At 63.0% G+C, this 16,476-nt stretch carries 20 protein-coding genes; 13 read left to right on the top strand and 7 right to left on the bottom strand.

Features of this window, described 5'->3' with window-relative positions:
* The first annotated feature begins 22 nt into the window (after positions 1 to 22).
* On the top strand, positions 23 to 586 hold the full coding sequence (locus L6639_RS13810) for a DinB family protein (RefSeq protein WP_237862230.1): 564 nt from the start codon (positions 23 to 25) through the stop codon (positions 584 to 586).
* Between the two features lie 6 nt (positions 587 to 592).
* Here the strand turns inward: L6639_RS13810 and L6639_RS13805 are convergent, their stop codons facing one another.
* The gene (locus L6639_RS13805) at positions 593 to 1,129 is read right to left on the bottom strand and encodes an RNA 2'-phosphotransferase (RefSeq protein ID WP_237862228.1); all 537 of its coding nucleotides are present in this window, start codon (positions 1,127 to 1,129) and stop codon (positions 593 to 595) included.
* A 73-nt stretch (positions 1,130 to 1,202) separates the two neighbouring features.
* On the opposite strand from L6639_RS13805, the gene L6639_RS13800 reads away from it, so the two are divergent.
* From L6639_RS13800 to L6639_RS13790, 3 genes are all read left to right on the top strand, one after another.
* Complete coding sequence (locus L6639_RS13800) at positions 1,203 to 1,535, top strand: hypothetical protein (protein ID WP_237862227.1); 333 nt, start codon at positions 1,203 to 1,205, stop codon at positions 1,533 to 1,535.
* 162 nt (positions 1,536 to 1,697) lie between these two features.
* Complete coding sequence (locus tag L6639_RS13795) at positions 1,698 to 2,348, top strand: HAD-IA family hydrolase (RefSeq protein ID WP_237862225.1); 651 nt, start codon at positions 1,698 to 1,700, stop codon at positions 2,346 to 2,348.
* A gap of 868 nt (positions 2,349 to 3,216) precedes the next feature.
* On the top strand, positions 3,217 to 5,286 hold the full coding sequence (locus L6639_RS13790) for a DUF1217 domain-containing protein (protein WP_237862223.1): 2,070 nt from the start codon (positions 3,217 to 3,219) through the stop codon (positions 5,284 to 5,286).
* A 33-nt stretch (positions 5,287 to 5,319) separates the two neighbouring features.
* On the opposite strand, the gene L6639_RS13785 is transcribed toward L6639_RS13790, so the two are convergent.
* From L6639_RS13785 to L6639_RS13775, 3 genes are all read right to left on the bottom strand, one after another.
* Complete coding sequence (locus tag L6639_RS13785) at positions 5,320 to 6,180, bottom strand: PCC domain-containing protein (protein ID WP_237862221.1); 861 nt, start codon at positions 6,178 to 6,180, stop codon at positions 5,320 to 5,322.
* A 9-nt stretch (positions 6,181 to 6,189) separates the two neighbouring features.
* Positions 6,190 to 7,797, bottom strand: coding sequence for an acyl-CoA synthetase (locus L6639_RS13780; RefSeq protein WP_237862219.1), 1,608 nt, complete (start codon positions 7,795 to 7,797; stop codon positions 6,190 to 6,192).
* A 105-nt stretch (positions 7,798 to 7,902) separates the two neighbouring features.
* Complete coding sequence (locus L6639_RS13775; RefSeq protein WP_237862217.1) at positions 7,903 to 8,400, bottom strand: hypothetical protein; 498 nt, start codon at positions 8,398 to 8,400, stop codon at positions 7,903 to 7,905.
* Positions 8,401 to 8,493: 93 nt separating this feature from the next.
* Between L6639_RS13775 and L6639_RS13770 the strand changes: the two genes are divergently transcribed.
* The 3 genes from L6639_RS13770 to L6639_RS13760 all read left to right on the top strand — a co-directional run bounded on the left by L6639_RS13770 (position 8,494) and on the right by L6639_RS13760 (position 9,693).
* On the top strand, positions 8,494 to 8,802 hold the full coding sequence (locus L6639_RS13770) for a hypothetical protein (protein WP_237862215.1): 309 nt from the start codon (positions 8,494 to 8,496) through the stop codon (positions 8,800 to 8,802).
* Positions 8,803 to 8,893: 91 nt separating this feature from the next.
* Positions 8,894 to 9,406 (top strand): DUF3828 domain-containing protein, encoded by a 513-nt coding sequence (locus L6639_RS13765; RefSeq protein WP_237862213.1) that lies wholly within the window; start codon positions 8,894 to 8,896, stop codon positions 9,404 to 9,406.
* Positions 9,407 to 9,417: 11 nt separating this feature from the next.
* Entirely contained in the window at positions 9,418 to 9,693 is a 276-nt protein-coding gene (locus L6639_RS13760; RefSeq protein ID WP_237862211.1) for a GNAT family N-acetyltransferase, read from the top strand.
* 13 nt (positions 9,694 to 9,706) lie between these two features.
* Here the strand turns inward: L6639_RS13760 and L6639_RS13755 are convergent, their stop codons facing one another.
* A complete protein-coding gene (locus L6639_RS13755) occupies positions 9,707 to 10,642 on the bottom strand; it encodes a tetratricopeptide repeat protein (RefSeq protein ID WP_237862209.1) in 936 nt (311 codons plus the stop codon).
* Between the two features lie 104 nt (positions 10,643 to 10,746).
* Here L6639_RS13755 and L6639_RS13750 point away from each other — a divergent pair, with 104 nt between their 5' ends.
* The gene (locus tag L6639_RS13750; RefSeq protein ID WP_237862567.1) at positions 10,747 to 11,022 is read left to right on the top strand and encodes a GNAT family N-acetyltransferase; all 276 of its coding nucleotides are present in this window, start codon (positions 10,747 to 10,749) and stop codon (positions 11,020 to 11,022) included.
* A 66-nt stretch (positions 11,023 to 11,088) separates the two neighbouring features.
* Here the strand turns inward: L6639_RS13750 and L6639_RS13745 are convergent, their stop codons facing one another.
* Positions 11,089 to 11,508 carry a DUF3597 domain-containing protein gene (locus L6639_RS13745; protein WP_237862207.1) on the bottom strand — a complete coding sequence of 140 codons (420 nt, stop codon included), beginning with the start codon at positions 11,506 to 11,508 and terminating at the stop codon, positions 11,089 to 11,091.
* A 333-nt stretch (positions 11,509 to 11,841) separates the two neighbouring features.
* On the opposite strand from L6639_RS13745, the gene L6639_RS13740 reads away from it, so the two are divergent.
* The gene (locus L6639_RS13740) at positions 11,842 to 12,744 is read left to right on the top strand and encodes a DUF2189 domain-containing protein (RefSeq protein ID WP_237862206.1); all 903 of its coding nucleotides are present in this window, start codon (positions 11,842 to 11,844) and stop codon (positions 12,742 to 12,744) included.
* Between the two features lie 143 nt (positions 12,745 to 12,887).
* Positions 12,888 to 13,712, top strand: coding sequence for a lytic murein transglycosylase (locus tag L6639_RS13735; RefSeq protein ID WP_237862204.1), 825 nt, complete (start codon positions 12,888 to 12,890; stop codon positions 13,710 to 13,712).
* A 77-nt stretch (positions 13,713 to 13,789) separates the two neighbouring features.
* On the opposite strand, the gene L6639_RS13730 is transcribed toward L6639_RS13735, so the two are convergent.
* Entirely contained in the window at positions 13,790 to 14,053 is a 264-nt protein-coding gene (locus L6639_RS13730; RefSeq protein ID WP_237862202.1) for a hypothetical protein, read from the bottom strand.
* Between the two features lie 711 nt (positions 14,054 to 14,764).
* Here L6639_RS13730 and L6639_RS13725 point away from each other — a divergent pair.
* Genes L6639_RS13725 through trmFO form a run of 3 tightly spaced genes read left to right on the top strand, consistent with a single transcriptional unit; the run spans position 14,765 to position 16,471 of the window.
* On the top strand, positions 14,765 to 14,917 hold the full coding sequence (locus tag L6639_RS13725) for a DUF1127 domain-containing protein (RefSeq protein ID WP_007590701.1): 153 nt from the start codon (positions 14,765 to 14,767) through the stop codon (positions 14,915 to 14,917).
* A complete protein-coding gene (locus L6639_RS13720) occupies positions 14,892 to 15,047 on the top strand; it encodes a hypothetical protein (RefSeq protein WP_237862200.1) in 156 nt (51 codons plus the stop codon). The genes L6639_RS13725 and L6639_RS13720 overlap by 26 nt, the downstream gene beginning before the upstream one ends.
* The gene (gene trmFO, locus L6639_RS13715; protein ID WP_237862198.1) at positions 15,044 to 16,471 is read left to right on the top strand and encodes a methylenetetrahydrofolate--tRNA-(uracil(54)-C(5))-methyltransferase (FADH(2)-oxidizing) TrmFO; all 1,428 of its coding nucleotides are present in this window, start codon (positions 15,044 to 15,046) and stop codon (positions 16,469 to 16,471) included. The genes L6639_RS13720 and trmFO overlap by 4 nt, the downstream gene beginning before the upstream one ends.
* Positions 16,472 to 16,476 lie beyond the last annotated feature (5 nt).

The raw sequence follows: 16,476 nt of genomic DNA, 5'->3' as shown, positions 1-16,476 counted from the left end.
GATCGGTCCACGGAGAATAGTTGTGTCCTCAGGACTCGTGCAGACCTATCGGTCGTTCGCCTACAACAATGCGTGGGCGAACCATCGCCTGCTCACCGCCTGCGCCCGCCTCAGCCAGGCCGAGTTTGAAGCCGCGCGGGCCGGCTTCTTCCCGAGCATCCAACGCACGCTGAACCACATCTACGTCATCGACCTCTTCTACATCGATGCGCTCGAAGGTGGTTGGCTCGGGCCGCGCGCCTGGGCGAACGAGGTGCCGTACCCCTCGCTTGCCGCGCTGAAGTCGGCCCAGGCTGCCATGGACAAGCGCCTGCTTGCCATCTGCGATGCGCTGACATCAGAGCTTCTGGCCGGCCTTGTCCGGATCAACCGCGACACGCACGTCCAGACCGAGCGCCGCGACCGGCTGCTGATGCATCTGTTCCAGCATCAGATCCATCACCGCGGGCAGGCCCATGCCATGCTGTCCGAAACCTCAGTCGCGCCGCCTCAGCTCGATGAGTTCTTTGCCGAGGGAGAAGCTCCGCTTCGGGCCGCCGAGTTTGCCGAACTCGGCTGGACCGAGGGGACCATCTGGAAACCCTGACGTCAGCTACGCCAGAAACTCGGGCGGCACATGGTCGGTCAGCCACACGCCATTGTCCGCGCGAAAGAACTTGAATCCCTTGGCATGCATGCCGTCGGCATCAACCTTGAATATATGCGGCTTGCCGTGGCGCTGACCGACACGCTCCGCCGTGGCCTCGTCGGAGGACAGATGCACCTGCTGGCGCGCCTGCGGCTTCAGGCCCTCGGACAGGATGGCTTCGACGAACCGGGTTGCCGTTCCGTGATACAGGACCGACGGCGGCTCCTGCGCCGCCAGGCCAAGTTCAACCGAGACAGAATGGCCTTGTGCAGCGCGAATGCGATGTGCATCGGCGGACAGTGAGAAACGCTTCTTGTCGCTCTCTGCGACGACACGCAGCAGATCGTCGCGACCAAACTCTGTGCCAGCGGCATTTGCCTTGGCGATCAGGTCGTCGGTACCGGCCCATCCCTGCGAATCCAGCACCAACCCGATCGCTTCCGGCTGGTGGCGCAGGACTAGGCTCAGAAATTTGCTGAGCTGGGTGTCACTGATCGGCATGGTTTTCCTTCCAGTCGCGCACCTCTACACTCAAGCGTGCGACAATGCCAGATGAGGCGATCTGGAGGTAGCGATGCCCAGCCGAACCTACCAACTCTTCCGCAACGCCATCCTCGCCCAGCAGCAGGTGACCTGTGTCTATGAGGGCCGACATCGCGAGCTTTGCCCACATATCATCGGCACTGACAAGGGCGGTGAGGAAGCCGTGCTGGCCTGGCAATTTGGCGGCCAGAGTAGCGGACCGCTGCCGCAATGGCGATGCCTGAAGCTCGCCAACGTCCGTGGCGCCCGGGCGCGCGATGGTCGCTGGCACGAGGGCGGCTCGCATCGGACGACACAGACCTGCATCAAGGACATCGATCTCGACATCAATGTCCACGTCCGCAAGCTGCGATCGGGAAGCTGAGCACCAATCAGGCATGGCTAGTTATGCGCAGATCGCGAATGCGCGGGCGTCCAGGCATAGGTTGCGGGTTAACCGTAATTCTTGCCAGTAGCTCCGACATCTGCCACCTCTTCGAATACAATATAGCATCTGTCAGCGTGTCGCCCGCAGTGTGCCCTCCTCATGCCCTACTCCCTCGCCATCTTCGACCTCGACGGCACGCTGGTCGACAGCTTCCCCTGGTTCCTGCGCACCATCAACGACGTCGCCGACCGCTTCGGCTTTCGGCGTGTGCGGGATGAGGATGTCGAGGGGCTGCGGCATGCCTCGACACGGGAGATCCTCAGTCGCCTCGAAGTGCCGGTGTGGAAGCTGCCGGCGATCGCGCGGTATGCGCGGCGGCTGAAGGGCGAGGCAGCAGCCGAGATTTCGCTGTTTGCAGGCACTGACGCCATGCTGCGGATGTTGGCTAGGAACGGCGTGCAGCTTGCGCTGGTGACGTCGGACAGCGAGGCCAATGCGCGGCAGAAGCTCGGTGCGTCGGCTGCGCTCTTCCAGCATTTCGACTGCGCGGCCTCGGTGTTCGGCAAGCCCGCGAAATTCCGCCGCGTGATCCGACGCGCCGGCGTCACCCCAAAAAACGTCATTTCAATCGGAGACGAGGTCCGCGATATCGAGGCGGCCCGGGCGGTCGGCGCTGCCTGCGGCGCGGTCAGCTGGGGCTATGCTGCTCCCGCCGCGTTGCAGGCGCTTGCGCCGGATCACATGTTCGCCCAGATGGATGAGATCGCGAATACCTTGTGCGGAAACGTGGGGTGGATTGGCGAAGCATAATCCACCACTGTTCGCACCCCACTATCCGTTGTGTCGCGCGACAGGCAAAACACACCACCGCGCGGTCAATGCCTCCGCCGCAAATAATTCGCTTTACTAGAATTCGGAATTAGCGCATACGGGATCCACCCTACCCGGTCCGAGGGGCGTATCGCGATCGTCACCACACGCGGGTGGGACGTGGTGGATGCAGGCCGCATTGGCGCGAGGGTCCTTCGCAGGGCGGGAAACCGTGAGCGAATGCCGCGCGCAAACGACCGGTGCAGCCTGCATACGGCAAAATCGTGTGGTCCTGGCGCCCGAAGGCTGCGCGCCAAGTCTTGTGGTGATGCACGCTGTCCAACCGGGCGCGCGCATCAGTCATCTGCATGGCGACGGGGCATTAGTGCATCGTCCCCGGGGAGAGCACGACATAAGCCGTCAACCCACTGCGCAGGGAACGGCCGGGATATCCAGGCAGCCCTGTACGCCGCTGTGCAGACTTTTTTGGCATATAACGCACAGTGGATCCGCGGGTGCCAGCCGGCTCCCGGCCTTCCCTGCGCCCTCGGCACTTTCGAGGGCGCATCACCGCAAAGCTCGGGCACAACGTGCCGCGAGATGGCGAAGACGTGTCCGCGATTGCAAATACAAGACAACGAAGACTCCTACTCGCGCTTGCTTGCGCGGAGCTTGCTGGAAGCACCCCTTACGATGCGGCGCTTGGACGCAAGCGACACCTGAAGTTGTCACCCAGAATCGCAGCAACAAAATGTAACAATGTTTCTGCCTGCTGGCATGAGGCCAGTCTTCTACCTTGCGACCCGGCAATGAATGACGGACGTCCAGGACCTGCCAACAAGCTCCGACGAGCCGTCAGGAATTGCCCATGGTGTCCACCTATTTCAGCTACAGCTATATCGCGCGCAATCTCACGCAGTCCCTGACGCGGGTGGCGCAGCAATCGGACGTCTCGCGCGAAGCCGCCTACTACAAGGCGAACATCGGCAAGGTGCATAGCGTCGACGACCTGATGAAGGATTATCGCCTGTATCACTACGTCACGAAGGCCTATGGCCTGGAGGACATGGCCTACGCCAAGGCCTTCATGAAGAAGGTGCTGCAGAGCGATCTCTCGGACCCCAAGAGCTTCGCCAACACGCTGATCGACAAGCGTTACCGGGACTTCGCCGCGGCATTTTCCTTCGGCGGCGGCACAACCAAGGTCGCGCAATCGGAAAGCCAGACCGACGACATGATCGGGCTGTACACCGCAGCCATGAAGAGCAACGTCGATTCCGTTGCCGCCGACGCGAAATACTACAATGCCAAGATCGGCACCGTGACCAGCGTCGACCGGCTTCTGAGTGACGATCGCCTCCGCAACTATGTCGCCTCGGCATTCGGGATCGATCAGAGCAAATGGCCGCGCGACACGATCAAGCAGGTCCTGACCAGCGACCCATCCGATCCGAACAGCTACGTCAATGTCACGTTCGCGTCCAAGCTGGATGGCCTGAAGGCCCAGCTTGCCCAGGCCAAATCGGATGCCACCGACGCCAGCGCGAAGATCGCCGACTACACGACGCAACTGTCGCAGCCCGGCGCTGACGTCAATCAGTTGAAGGTGCAGATATTGGTCGAACGATATCGCCTGCAATCGGCGGTAACAAGCATATCCAGCACCAACGACGCGATCGCGACGACCGGCGGGTTCATGGATTTGGCCGGCGCGTTCGATTTTTCACCCGACGGCTCGCTTCCACCGGGGATGTCAGCGCAGACCGCCGCAAACCTTGCCAGCACGAACCAGAAATTCAACGACAGCAAATCGGCTGTCTATGCAGCGGCAAGCCCGTTGCAGGAAGCTGTGGTGATCGGGCAATTCAGAAAAGCTATCCCTAGCGTGACTTCACTCCAGGCGCTGGTCTCCGCGCCAGGCGCGTATGGTTTTGCGCTGGCGGCCGTCGGCCTCGATCCCACACAAGTCCCGCAATCGACCGTGAAGGCCGTTCTCGAAAGCGACCTCAGCGACCCCAAAAGCTATGTCTATACGCTCAAGGACGATCGCTACGTCAAGCTCGCGCGTGCGTTCAACTTCGACGCCAAGGGCAATCTGACGACGCCGCTGGCGGCCCAGGATGCAGCCGAAATTCTCGATATCGCCAAGAACTACGTCATTGCGAAATTGAAATTTGCGAGCCCGCAGGATCAGGCAAAGATCAAGGCTCAGGCCCAGAAAGACGCATCTAGCTATCAACAGGCGATCGGCGGCATCAAGAGCGTTTCCGACCTGCTCGCAAACACGAAGCTGGTCGACTTCGTTCTTGTCGGCAAGGGTTTGGACCCGGCGAAGGTGAGTACCGCCTATCTCAAGAAGATATTCGCCTCCGACTTGAATGACCCCAAGAGCTTCGCAAACACGGAAAGCGATCCTCGCTTTGCCGAGATCGCAGCGTCGTTCAATTTCGACAAGGATGGCAACGTCGCGCGGCTGCCGATGGTGGGACCGCAAAAGCGAGATCAATTCCTGGCAACGCAAAAAAACTATCTCGAGCAAAGCCTGGAGCAGCAGCAGGGCGATGCCAATCCGGGCGTGCGCCTGGCGTTGTATTTCCAGCGCATGGCGGGACACGTCACGTCTGCCTACGACATTCTCGCCGACAAGGCTCTCTCGGAGGTGTTCAGAACCGCCTTCGACCTGCCCGATCAGATGGCGTCGATGCAGATCGATCAGCAGGCCAAGATCGTGGAAAAGTACCTCAATCTTAGGGATCTCGGCGATCCCACGAAAGTTGCGAAGCTGCTCAGCCGCTTCTCGGCCATGTATGACGCAAAGAACGCCAGCCAGACCTACTCGCCCGTGCTCGATCTCTTCCAGGGATCGAACTCAGGGACGTCAGGCATCAGTGAATCGACGTACTTGGCGATGGCAAAAATGCGCGCCAGCCCGTGGTGATCGGATCGACTCCGCCGCGTGAGGCTGCCGAGGCTAACCCAAGACCTCCAGCACCAGCTCCATGGTCATCAGCACGGGATTGTCGCCCCGGATCAGGCGGCCCTCGGCGATTCCGCCCGTGTAGTCGATCAGGGCGACATCGAGCGCCGCCTCCAGCACGCCGGACGCAGCAGGCGCAATCGTCCCGGCGGTGATCGCGAGCTCCGTGGCAAACGGCTCGGTCACGCCGCCATGGGTGAAGCGCGCGCCGATCGTCGAACCGACGCCGCCGTGGATTTTGGCGCGCGCAATGCCGCGCTCGCGGCAAAACGCCTCGAGAGAGCCGGCAAAATCCTGGTTGGGGCGAAGCCGCAGCGCGAGGGCGCGGCTCGTCGTGCGCGCACCGCTGCTCGCGAAGGCTATCGGCCCAAACAGCTTGAAATTTGTCTCGGGGTCAGGCTCGGCAGTGAACATCGCGCCGTCGATCCCAAAAGCCTGCACCTCGAACGGCTCGGCGATATCTGTCTCATCCGGAAGCATGTGGCCGCCGCTCGCCTTGCCATTCGCCTCGGTCCAGAGCCCGTGGCAGTGAAAGAACGGCGCACCGTCGCGCGATCCCAACGTCATGCTGCCGAGCCTGGTACGCGTCACGCCGGCAGGCCGATAGGTGTCGCTGTAGAACGCTGCATTCTCGCCAGTCTTCGACAGCGCCGGCATGACATAGCCAAACGGCCCGAGCGCCCCCTGGCTGAAATTCAGCACGCCGCCGGCAAACCCTTCGGCAGCAAATCCGCGGCCGGCCGCTTCGAGCAGCGGCAAGCCGGCTTGAAGCGTGAACGAAAAGGCGCGTCCCCTCGCCTCCACCCATTGGATACGCTCGGGGACCGGCGCGCCCGGCTGCTTGATGCTCCGCATGGTCCGCGTTCAGCCCGTCTTGGTCTTGTCGAGGTCGAGCAGCCCGCGCGCCTCGAGCTCGTCGCGCACCATGCGTTTCGGCACCTTGCCGTAACCGGATTTCGGCAGCGTCTCCCAGAAGAAGAAGCGCTTGGGCATCTTGTAGCGCGGCACCTTCGGCGACAGGAACGCGGCCATCTCGGCTTCGCTGACCGGCTTCGCGCCCTCGCGCGCAACGCAGACCGCGACGCCGACCTCGCCCCAGGTCGCATCGGGCACGCCGAGCACGGCGACCTCGCCGACGGCTGGATGCGTCAAGATCTTCTCCTCGATCTCGCGCGGATAGATGTTGGAGCCGCCAGAGATGTACATGTCCGACGCGCGCCCGGTGATGTAGACGAAGCCCTCCTCGTCCATGTGGCCGAGATCGCCGGTGCGGAACCAGCCGTTGCGGAACGCCTTCGCGTTGGCCTCAGGGTTGTCGTAATAGCCAGCGAGCACGGCTGGCCCGATGACGCAGATCTCGCCGCTCTGGTTCGCGCCGAGTTCACGGCCCTCGTCGTCCTGGATCGAGACCTGCATGCCCGTGCGCTCGAAGCCGCAGGTGCCGATCTTCGCGTGCGGGCCGTCTTCGGGATCGTGCAACGCTGCCGGCAGCACGGTGATGTTGCCGGTGACCTCGCCGAGGCCAAAATACTGCACGATGACCTTGCCGAGCTTTTTGAGCGCGGCCTTCTGGTCCTCGCGATACATCGGTGCACCGGCATAGATCACGTGACGCAGCGAGGAATGATCGTATTTGTCGGCAGCGGGATGCTCGACCATCATCTTGAGGATCGTCGGCACCGTGAACAGATTGCCGACCCGATGTTTTTCGATCAGGCGGAACGCCTCGTCGATGTCGAATTTCTCGGTCGGCAGCAGTACGGTGCAGACACCGCGCGCGGTCTGAACCAGTTGGTGCACGCCAGCGCCGTGCGACAGCGGAGCCACCACCAGCGACGCGTCGGCTTCCGTCACGCCGGGGGTGAGATCTGCGAGATGATTGGTGACGACAAAACCCATCTGGCCATGCGTCAGCACCGCGGCCTTGGAGCGGCCGGTGGTGCCCGATGTGAAGAAGAACCAGCAGGGATCGTCATGCTCAACCGCGACGTTCTCGACCACGGCGCCGGCCCGCGACGCGATGGCGTCCGCCACCGACCTCTCGCCAAACGAGGCCTTGCCGTCGACGCTCCAGGTGAACTCCAACGCGCCGCCCGTCACCGCCGCGGCATGTTCAGGGAAATCGACATGGCACAGGAACGCCTTCGCGCCCGAAGCCTGTGCGAGATAGGCAACCTCGTCCGGCATCAGGCGAAAATTGGTGGGCACCCAGACCGCGCCCAGCCGGAACGCGGCGAACATCGAGACAAACATCTCGTTGCCATTCTTGGAATGGACCAGGATGCGATCGCCCTTGGCGATGCCGCGCGCAGCGAGCGCCGCGGCCAGCGCCGAAACCTGCGCATCGATCTCGCGCCAGGTCCAGGGTCTGTCTCCCCAGACAAACCCGGGCCGCGATCCATGCCGCCGCGCGTTCTGCGTCAGCATGTAAGCGAGATTCATGACGCGGCGGGACATGCGGAGCGGCTGCATCGGGCTTCCTCTTCGACGGCGAACGGCACGCTGACCGCCCGCTCATTACAGCCCATTTATCGCGATCGCCCGCGGCGTAGCAAGGCCGCCGGCCGCGCACCTGCCTTACGGCTTTTTGAACCCGAACGGCGTCGCCGTGATCGCCCGTTCCTTGACGCAGGCCTGCGCACCAAAACCACCGCAATAGCTACCATGCAGGTCGAAGCGGATGGTGCGCGTCGCGCCGCGCTTCATCGGCGGCGCCACCATGGTGTAGCTGCGGACATAGCCGTCGAATACGGTGCGCACGCTGCCGTCCGGCAGCGTCACCAGGATGTCCAGCAGGCAACCGCCGGTTCCGCAATAGGTGCTCTCGCGTTCGCCGCATTTGGTATCGCGGAAATCGACGATGTAGTCGTCGCTGCCGTCGCCGGTGAGGTCGACCCTGCGTACCGTATCAGGCCCAAAGGTCACGGCGCCGCCACCCTGCCTTTCGCATTCCTCATGGGCATAACGCAGCGCCTTCTGCACGGCAGGCGGATAGTCGGCGGGGTCAAACGGCTTGGCGTCATCGGCGCGCGCCGCGGCCGTGAGCATCGTGAGCAGGACGAGCAGATATCGCATAGGCGTTGGTCGCAGGCGCGGCCCCATCGTTCAGGGAATTTTAAACATGATCAGCGCAACCTCGCTCAGTCCTCGCGTACAGAGTGCCGCACCATGGTCAAAGCGCCCGCCTTCCTCCTGCTGTCGCTGGCGCTTGCCGGATGCGCCGCGGCCCCGCAAGCCCACCTCGCTTCGGACCCCGCGTTCAAGCCCGCGCGTTATGCCTGGGATGGCGCAGGCGAGAATCCCAATCAGCCGCGCGCCGCTGAGCCGGCCCGGGCAACACGCATCGCCGCCAAGCCCGAGCACGACGGAATCGACGCCGACCAGGACGCCGCGGTCCGCTCGCTGGTCATCTGCCAGGGCTGCCTACGCCCCAAACCTCAGCCGGAAGATTCGCGGCTCGCCAAGGCGGCGGATTGAACCGAACGGCTGTTGCGCCGGTCTACTGAGATACCGCGCTGACATCGGCTACCCAGCCACTGTCGCCATGCCATCATCTCGGGGACGAACCATGCTCACCCGCCGCAGCTTCATTGTCGCTTCTATCGTCGTCGCCGCCTCGCCCGCCTTCGCGCAGGCGCCCGCCGACGACCCCACATCCATACTCACTGCGATCTACACCCGCGCCGCCAAGGGCAAGGGCGATGGTGGCGCCGGCTTCGTCACCGAGAACAAGGCGGCGAAAGCAAAATATCTCTCCAAGGCGCTGGTCACGCTGTGGGCCAAGGCGGATGCGCATACGCCGAAGGGCGATGTAGGCCCGATCGATTTCGATCCCGTCACCAACTCGCAGGAACCCGACGTGAAGTCGTTCAGGGTTGACGCGGAGAAGACGGAGGCCGACAAGGCAACGCTGGCCGTGACCATCACCGGCCACCGCAACGATCGCAAACCCGCCGACCAGATCGTGCGTTACGACTTCGTGCGCGAGGCCGGCAGCTGGAAGATCGACGACATCAAGGGCTCCTCCGACGGCGAGGCCTGGGCGATCCGCAAGATGCTGACGGCCTCGCTGAAGAACTGACCGGAGACATCATGAGCGATGTGATCAACAACAAGGCCCATCACCGCTACGAGCTCGAGGTAGACGGCTATCTCGCGACCGAGCACTACAAGCTCGACGGCAACGTGATCACGTTCGAACATACCGAGGTGCCGAAGGAGCTCGCCGGCAAGGGCGTCGGCTCGAGGCTGGTGCAGGGCGCGCTCGATCAGGTCCGCGCGAGCGGCCTGAAGCTGATCCCGCAATGCCCGTTCGTGAAGGCATGGATCGAGAAGCATCCGGACTATCAGGACCTGGTGAAGGTCTAGCCGAACCGGGGCATCACAGCGCCCCGAGCTTCCTCAGCGAGTCCTGTGCCGTCTGCAAGCCGGGCTTCAATTCCAGCGCCTTGCGAAAATCGGCAATCGCACCCTTGGTGTCGCCGAGCCGCATCCGGGCCTGGCCGCGATTATTCCAGGAGAACACGTCGGCAGGATCGTATTGCAGCGCCTTGTCGTAATCGGCGAGGCCGCCTTTGTTGTCACCGAGATAGAGCCGGATCATGCCGCGATTGCGCCAGCCGCGCGCATCGGTCGGCGCGAGCCGGATCGCCTCGCCATAATCGGCGGCGGCGCGGTCGAGCTGCTCGCTGTCACGATAGACGTTGCCGCGGTCGATATAGGCCAGCAGATCGGGGGCGAGCTTGATCCGCATCGTGTAGTCGGCGAGCGCATGGGCTGTGTCGTGCTTGCGGGCGTACACGTAGCCGCGATTGGCATAGGCCATGGCATAGCTGGGATCGTGCGTGATCGCCGCGTCGAAATCGGCGAGCGCGCCGTCGATGTCGCCCTTGTTGTAGCGGGACTCGCCACGGTTGCTGTAGGCCACCGCCATCGACGGATCGAGCTTGATGGCCTGGTCGTACTCGGCGATGGCGCGGTCATAGTCGCGCTTGAAGCTGTAGACGCGGCCTCGATTGTTGTAGGCGCAGGCGTAGTTCGGATCGAGGCGCAGCGCTTCATCGAGGTCGGACAGCGCCGCATCGAGCTCGCGCTTTTCGGTGAGACCATGTCCGCGGTTGCAATAGGCGCCGGCGAGCCTGCGGCCAACCTCGCTCTTGCTGTCGATCACCGTCGAGCAAGCCTGCACCCGCTCATCCGGCGTGCTGGTCAGCCTGACACAGGCTTCCCACGCTGGACCGCCCTCGGCTGCGGCCGGGACCGGCGCGACCAAGGCCAGCACGGCGAGCAAGGCCATCAGACCGAGCTGAACACGCATTTTGCAGATATCTCCCCTGCGGCGACCTCCCTTGGTCGCGCCTTGGCAAGCGAGGGTTCAGGGGCCTAGATCAGGGAATGAACATCGCTTTGGAAGGATCAGGCATGGCGGCATCGGTACGCGACAACAAGGACAGGAGCCGCTTCGAGCTCGATGTCGGCAGCGAGCTCGCCTTCGCCAATTACCGGCTGACGCCGTCGGCTGTCATCATCACCCACACCGAGACGCCGCGTGCGCTACGCGGCCGCGGCATTGCGTCCGAGCTGATCAAGGGCGCGCTCGCGTTGGTCCGCCGCGACGGCCACAAGGTGATCGCAGGTTGCGGCTTCGTCGTCGACTATCTCGACAAGCATCCGGAGGATGCCGATCTGGTCGCCTGAACGCAAAAGGGCCCACGATCTCGCGGGCCCTTTTCTGTTACTTGGCGTCGCCTGACGCGCGCCCGATCAGTGCTTGATTTCCGGCGGCAGCTTGCCGCCATTGGCAGCGAGCTTGGACATCACCTGTTTGTGCAGCCAGACGTTCATGCTGGCGGAGTCGTTCATGTCGCCGGTATAGCCGAGCTCCTTGGCAAGATCCTTGCGCGCAGCCAGGCTTGAATCGACGTCGAGCGCCTTCATCAGGTCGACGATCGAGGTGCGCCACTCCAGCTTCTCGCCCTTATGCGCGGCGGCCGCCTTGTCGACGATCGCGGCGACGTCCACCGTTTGGGCAGGCGCTGCTGCGGGCGCAGACGCTGGCGCGGATCCGCTCGGCGCGGCCCCTGCAGGCGCAGGCGCGCTGCCCGCGGGTGCGCCGCCGGCGGGCGCAGCGGAAGCCGCATGGCTGCCGAAGATTGCGCCCATGATTTTCCCGAAAATGCTCATGTCTGCTCCCCGAAAAGGATCCCGTTGGAAGGCCCTGAGTGGGCACTTATAGACGAAGTTACGCCGCTGCGCCCGCGAAGTTCCGCGAGCCGCAAACAGCATGAGCTTATCTGCGGCGAAATGACGACCGGATGACGTCAGCAAGGTTGCACTGCGGCAACGAATCTCACCCAAGCGTGAGGGACAGGACTCGGAAATAGGCGTACGCTCTCTGCTCAGCTCGCGATGCCACCAGGAATTCGCGTCTGGTTGGACTCGCGAAACCTAGAAGAGCGGCCGCTTGCGCCGTTGTCGGCGCCGAATTCGGCTGCATGGCAAGGGAGCAAGCCGACCATGGCCACACTCTATCAGGGCAATGTCCCAACGATGGGCCAGTCCGCAGACGCGGCCGGACCCGTGATCCGTACCATCCAACTCTCCGACCTGCACGACGCGCTCAAGCGCGGCTGGGAAGATTTCAAGGCGGTGCCCAGCCACGCCATCATCCTCTGCGTGATCTATCCGGTGCTGGGGCTCGTGATTGCGCGCGTCGCGATGGGCTATTCAGTAATACCGCTACTGTTTCCGCTCGCCGCTGGCTTCGCCCTGATCGGTCCGTTCGCAGCACTCGGCCTTTATGAGCTCTCCAGCCGCCGCGAACGCTATGAGGAAGCGAGCGCCTGGGATGCCATGGATGTGCTGCGCTCGCCCTCCTTCGGCGCCATGCTCGGCCTCGGCACCTTGCTGCTCGCACTGTTCGTGACTTGGGTTGCGACCGCGCAAGCGATCTATGTGGCCGCGTTCGGCTATGAGGGCGTGACCGGAATCTCGGATTTCGTCACGCGCGTGCTGACGACGTCGCAGGGCTGGTGGCTGATCGTCGTTGGCTGTGGCACGGGCTTCCTGTTCGCGCTCGCAGCGCTTTGCATCAGCGCGGTGTCATTCCCGCTGATGCTCGACCGCCACGCCGGCGCGCTGGACGCGATGGTCACCTCGCTACGCGTCGTCGCCAAGAACCCGGTGCCGATGGCGGCCTGGGGCCTGATCGTGGCGGTGTTACTCGCGCTCGGAACGATCCCCGCGTTCCTCGGGCTTGCCGTCATCATTCCCCTGCTCGGCCACGCCACCTGGCATCTCTATCGCAAGGTCATCGTCTCCGAGCCCGGTGCCCGGCCGGTGCCGCCCCCGCCACAGCGCCCACGCAAGCCGGCGGCCGATTTCCCCGCCAATCTCTTCCCATGGCGGAACAGGGAATAGGACAGGAGCCAGGCGACCTCATCAGAGCGCTCCCGCCGGGGTCACCCGGCGGGAGCGGCGCTGTCATACGCCTTGCTTTGGCCGCGGTTACATCAGAGATTGCCGCCGCCGGTCATGACCCTTCACGGAATCAATTACCTCTGATGACCCTGACGATTTCTCGTCTCGCTCTCGCAGCTCTCGCCCTTTCAGCCTCAATCGTGTCCGTCGAGCCCACTCTGGCCGCCGTCGCCTGCAACTCGGGCAATTTCGACACCTGGCTTGCGGATTTCAAAACCGAGGCCGCGGCCAAGGGGATCTCGCAGCAGGCTATTAGCGCCGGACTTGCCGGCGTCACGCTGGACCAGAGCGTGCTCAACCGTGACAAGTCGCAAAAGGTCTTCACCCAGACCTTTGAGGAGTTTTCCGGCCGCATGGTGCCGCCGCGGATGACGCGCGGCTCCAACATGATGAAGCAATACGGATCGGTGCTGTCGCGCATCGAGCAGACGTATGGCGTGCCCGGCGAGATCCTGGTCGCGATCTGGGGTCTCGAGACCGATTTCGGCGTCAACACAGGTAAGTTCGCGACGATCCGTTCACTGGCGACGCTGGCGTATGACTGCCGGCGCGCCGAGCAGTTTCGCGGCGAACTGATGGATGCGCTACGCATCGTCCAGCGAGGCGATCTCGCGCCTGCGGAGATGAAGGGCGCTTGGGCCGGCGAACTCGGCCAAACCCAGTTCATGCCGTCGTCCTGGATGAAATACGCTGTCGATTTCGACGGCAACGGCAAGCGTGACCTGCTGCACAACGCTCCCGACGTACTTGCCTCCACCGCCAACTATCTCGCCGGATACGGCTGGCAGAAGGGCAAGGACTGGCAGCCGGGCAGCCCGAACTTCGCGGTGCTGCAGCAGTGGAACAAGAGCGAGGTCTATTCCAAGACGGTGGCCTATTTTGCGACCCAGCTCGCCCACGCCCCTTAAGGCACGCAGAAATCAAAACGCGTAGGGCCGATCGACATGGCGACCGGCCCTCTCTTGGATTGCGTTGACCTGCCCGCTTACTTGCCCATGGTGGCTTGCATCGCCTTGTTCAGGTGCATGCCGCACGCACCCATCTTGCCATTGAGCAGCGCGTCCTGAGCCGCCGTGACCTCCTTCTCGGCGACGAACTTGCCGTCACCGTCGGGCATGGCCTCGATCGCGGTCTCGGTCTTCTCGAGATTGGCTCCGCTGCAACCGCCCATGCTGTGCTTGGCGGCCTGAGCTGGCGCGACGGCGAATGCAACGGCGGCAATTGCGATAACCCCGAGTAACTTCGTCATGATGTTACTTTCCTTCTCTTGTTCTTGGGACCCGACGACATTGCCGGAATCCGCACCATGACTTTGCTGCCGACGCGGCAAGTTGCCGCAATAAATTCCGCGCGAGAATTGCGTGATGTTGCGCGCTGCGCAGAGCCTCATGCGAAATTTCTGATTTTCATTACAACTTGTTAATCAGGGTTTGCACGTTTGACGTGTGTGCACCGCAGCATTGGGGTGCAGTTGAGCAGGAGGGAGAGCAATCGGCTGGAGCAGACGCGGCTACGCGCCCCGAGCCCACCATGAGGCCGTTCCTCCAGCGAATCGTTGTGCTCGCCCACCTCGGCAAACCGGCACCCACGACTAGAAGATATGAATATATATTCATATCAAAGAATCTTAGTTCATGCGAATCATGCATGCCGGAGTTGGGTCTAGAGGCTAAGCCTCGGCCTTGAAGGTCACGGGAACGTAACCCATTTTCTGCAACAATCGGAACCGCAGAACGATTGATAAATCCGTGATTTCACGGATATTTATCGCTTGTCTTAGCGTGTTTCGCCTAGCTGTTAGGCGGGAGTGCCAAGAGGTTAATCGCTCCTTACCAATGCCATGCGTTCTTCGCTTAGCTGCATCGCAACATCGGAACTTTCGCACTGCACTACCCTCACCTATATTCATTTCAACGATGAAGCCCGAGCAAGGGCTGAATCGAACTACAGGAGACTACCAATGCTGCTCTCGCTCATCCGCATGATCCAGGCTTTCCGGGACTATCAGCGCAATGTTGCCGAGCTGTCCCAGCTCAGCGATCGCGAACTGGCCGACATCGGCCTCGATCGCTCGGACATCCCGCGCGTTGCCGCCGGTCAATATCAGGGCTGATATCGTTCAGCCCTTCACCGGACGAACCGATAACGCCCGCCTCGTGCGGGCGCTGTCGTTTTCAGCGGCAGAAAACTCGATCTCGGCGATTCCACTGGCCGCCGAAAAGCGCTACCTGTCCGCCCCATGACAGGATCCCTATCCAAACCCGCGCACGTCATCGGTGCTGGCCTTGCCGGTTCCGAAGCCGCCTGGCAGATCGCGAAAGCTGGCGTACCCGTTGTGCTGCACGAGATGCGGCCCGACCGCATGACCGAGGCGCACCGCACCGACGGGCTGGCCGAGCTCGTCTGCTCCAATTCGTTCCGCTCGGACGATGCCGCCAACAACGCGGTCGGCCTCCTCCATGCAGAGATGCGGCGCCTCGACTCGCTGATCATGCGTGCGGCCGACGCCAACCAGGTGCCCGCCGGCGGAGCGCTCGCGGTCGACCGCGATGGCTTCTCCGCGGCCGTGACCAAGGCGCTCAACGACCATCCCCTCATCGAGATCGCCCGCGGCGAGATCAAGGGCCTGCCGCCAGCCGATTGGAGCAACGTGATCGTTGCGACGGGCCCCCTCACCTCAGCGCCGCTGGCCGATGCCATCCGCGAACTGACCGACGAGAGCGCGCTCGCCTTCTTCGACGCCATCGCGCCGATCGTGCACCGCGAATCCATCGACATGTCGGTGGCCTGGTTCCAGTCGCGCTACGACAAGGTCGGCCCAGGTGGAAACGGCGCCGACTACATCAATTGCCCCATGACCAAGGAGCAGTATGACGGCTTCGTCGCTGCGCTGGTCGCCGGCGAGAAGACCGAGTTCAAGGAGTGGGAGACGAACACGCCCTATTTCGACGGCTGCCTGCCGATCGAGGTGATGGCGGAGCGCGGCCCCGAGACGTTGCGCCACGGCCCGATGAAGCCGGTCGGCCTCACCAATCCGCACGATCCCACGACGAAGTCCTACGCGATCGTGCAGCTGCGCCAGGACAACAAGCTTGGCACGCTCTACAACATTGTCGGATTCCAGACGAAGCTGAAATACGGCGAGCAGCAGCGCATCGTCCGCACCATTCCGGGCCTTGAGAAGGCCGAGTTCGCCCGCCTTGGCGGCCTCCATCGCAACACCTTCCTCAACTCTCCCAAACTGCTCGACAGCCAGCTGCGCCTGCGAGCCCAGCCGAGACTACGCTTTGCCGGCCAGATGACGGGCTGCGAAGGCTATGTGGAATCCGCCAGCGTCGGCCTGATAGCCGGCCTCTATGCGGCCGCCGACGCGCGCGGCGAGCGGCTTGCGAGCCCGCCGGCCACGACAGCGCTTGGATCGCTGCTCGGCCATATCACTGGTGGCCATATCGAGACTATCGAGCCGGGCACGCGCTCGTTCCAGCCGATGAACATCAATTTCGGCCTATTCCCGCCGCTTGCCAGCCCGCCGACAAAGAAGCCCGACGGCACGCGTCTTCGTGGCAATGAGAAGACGGTAGCCAAGAAGCAGGCCATGAGCGCCTTGGCGCTTGCCGACCTCGATCGCTGGATCGCCGATCATTTGCGCATTGCCGCAGCCGCGTGAGTTTT

Origin of the sequence: Bradyrhizobium zhengyangense, from assembly GCF_022012555.1 — a bacterium.
GTDB classification, from domain to species: Bacteria; Pseudomonadota; Alphaproteobacteria; order Rhizobiales; family Xanthobacteraceae; genus Bradyrhizobium; species Bradyrhizobium zhengyangense.
Note: the sequence above shows the minus strand (reverse complement) of the source record. Positions and strands in the feature narration are given on the sequence as shown.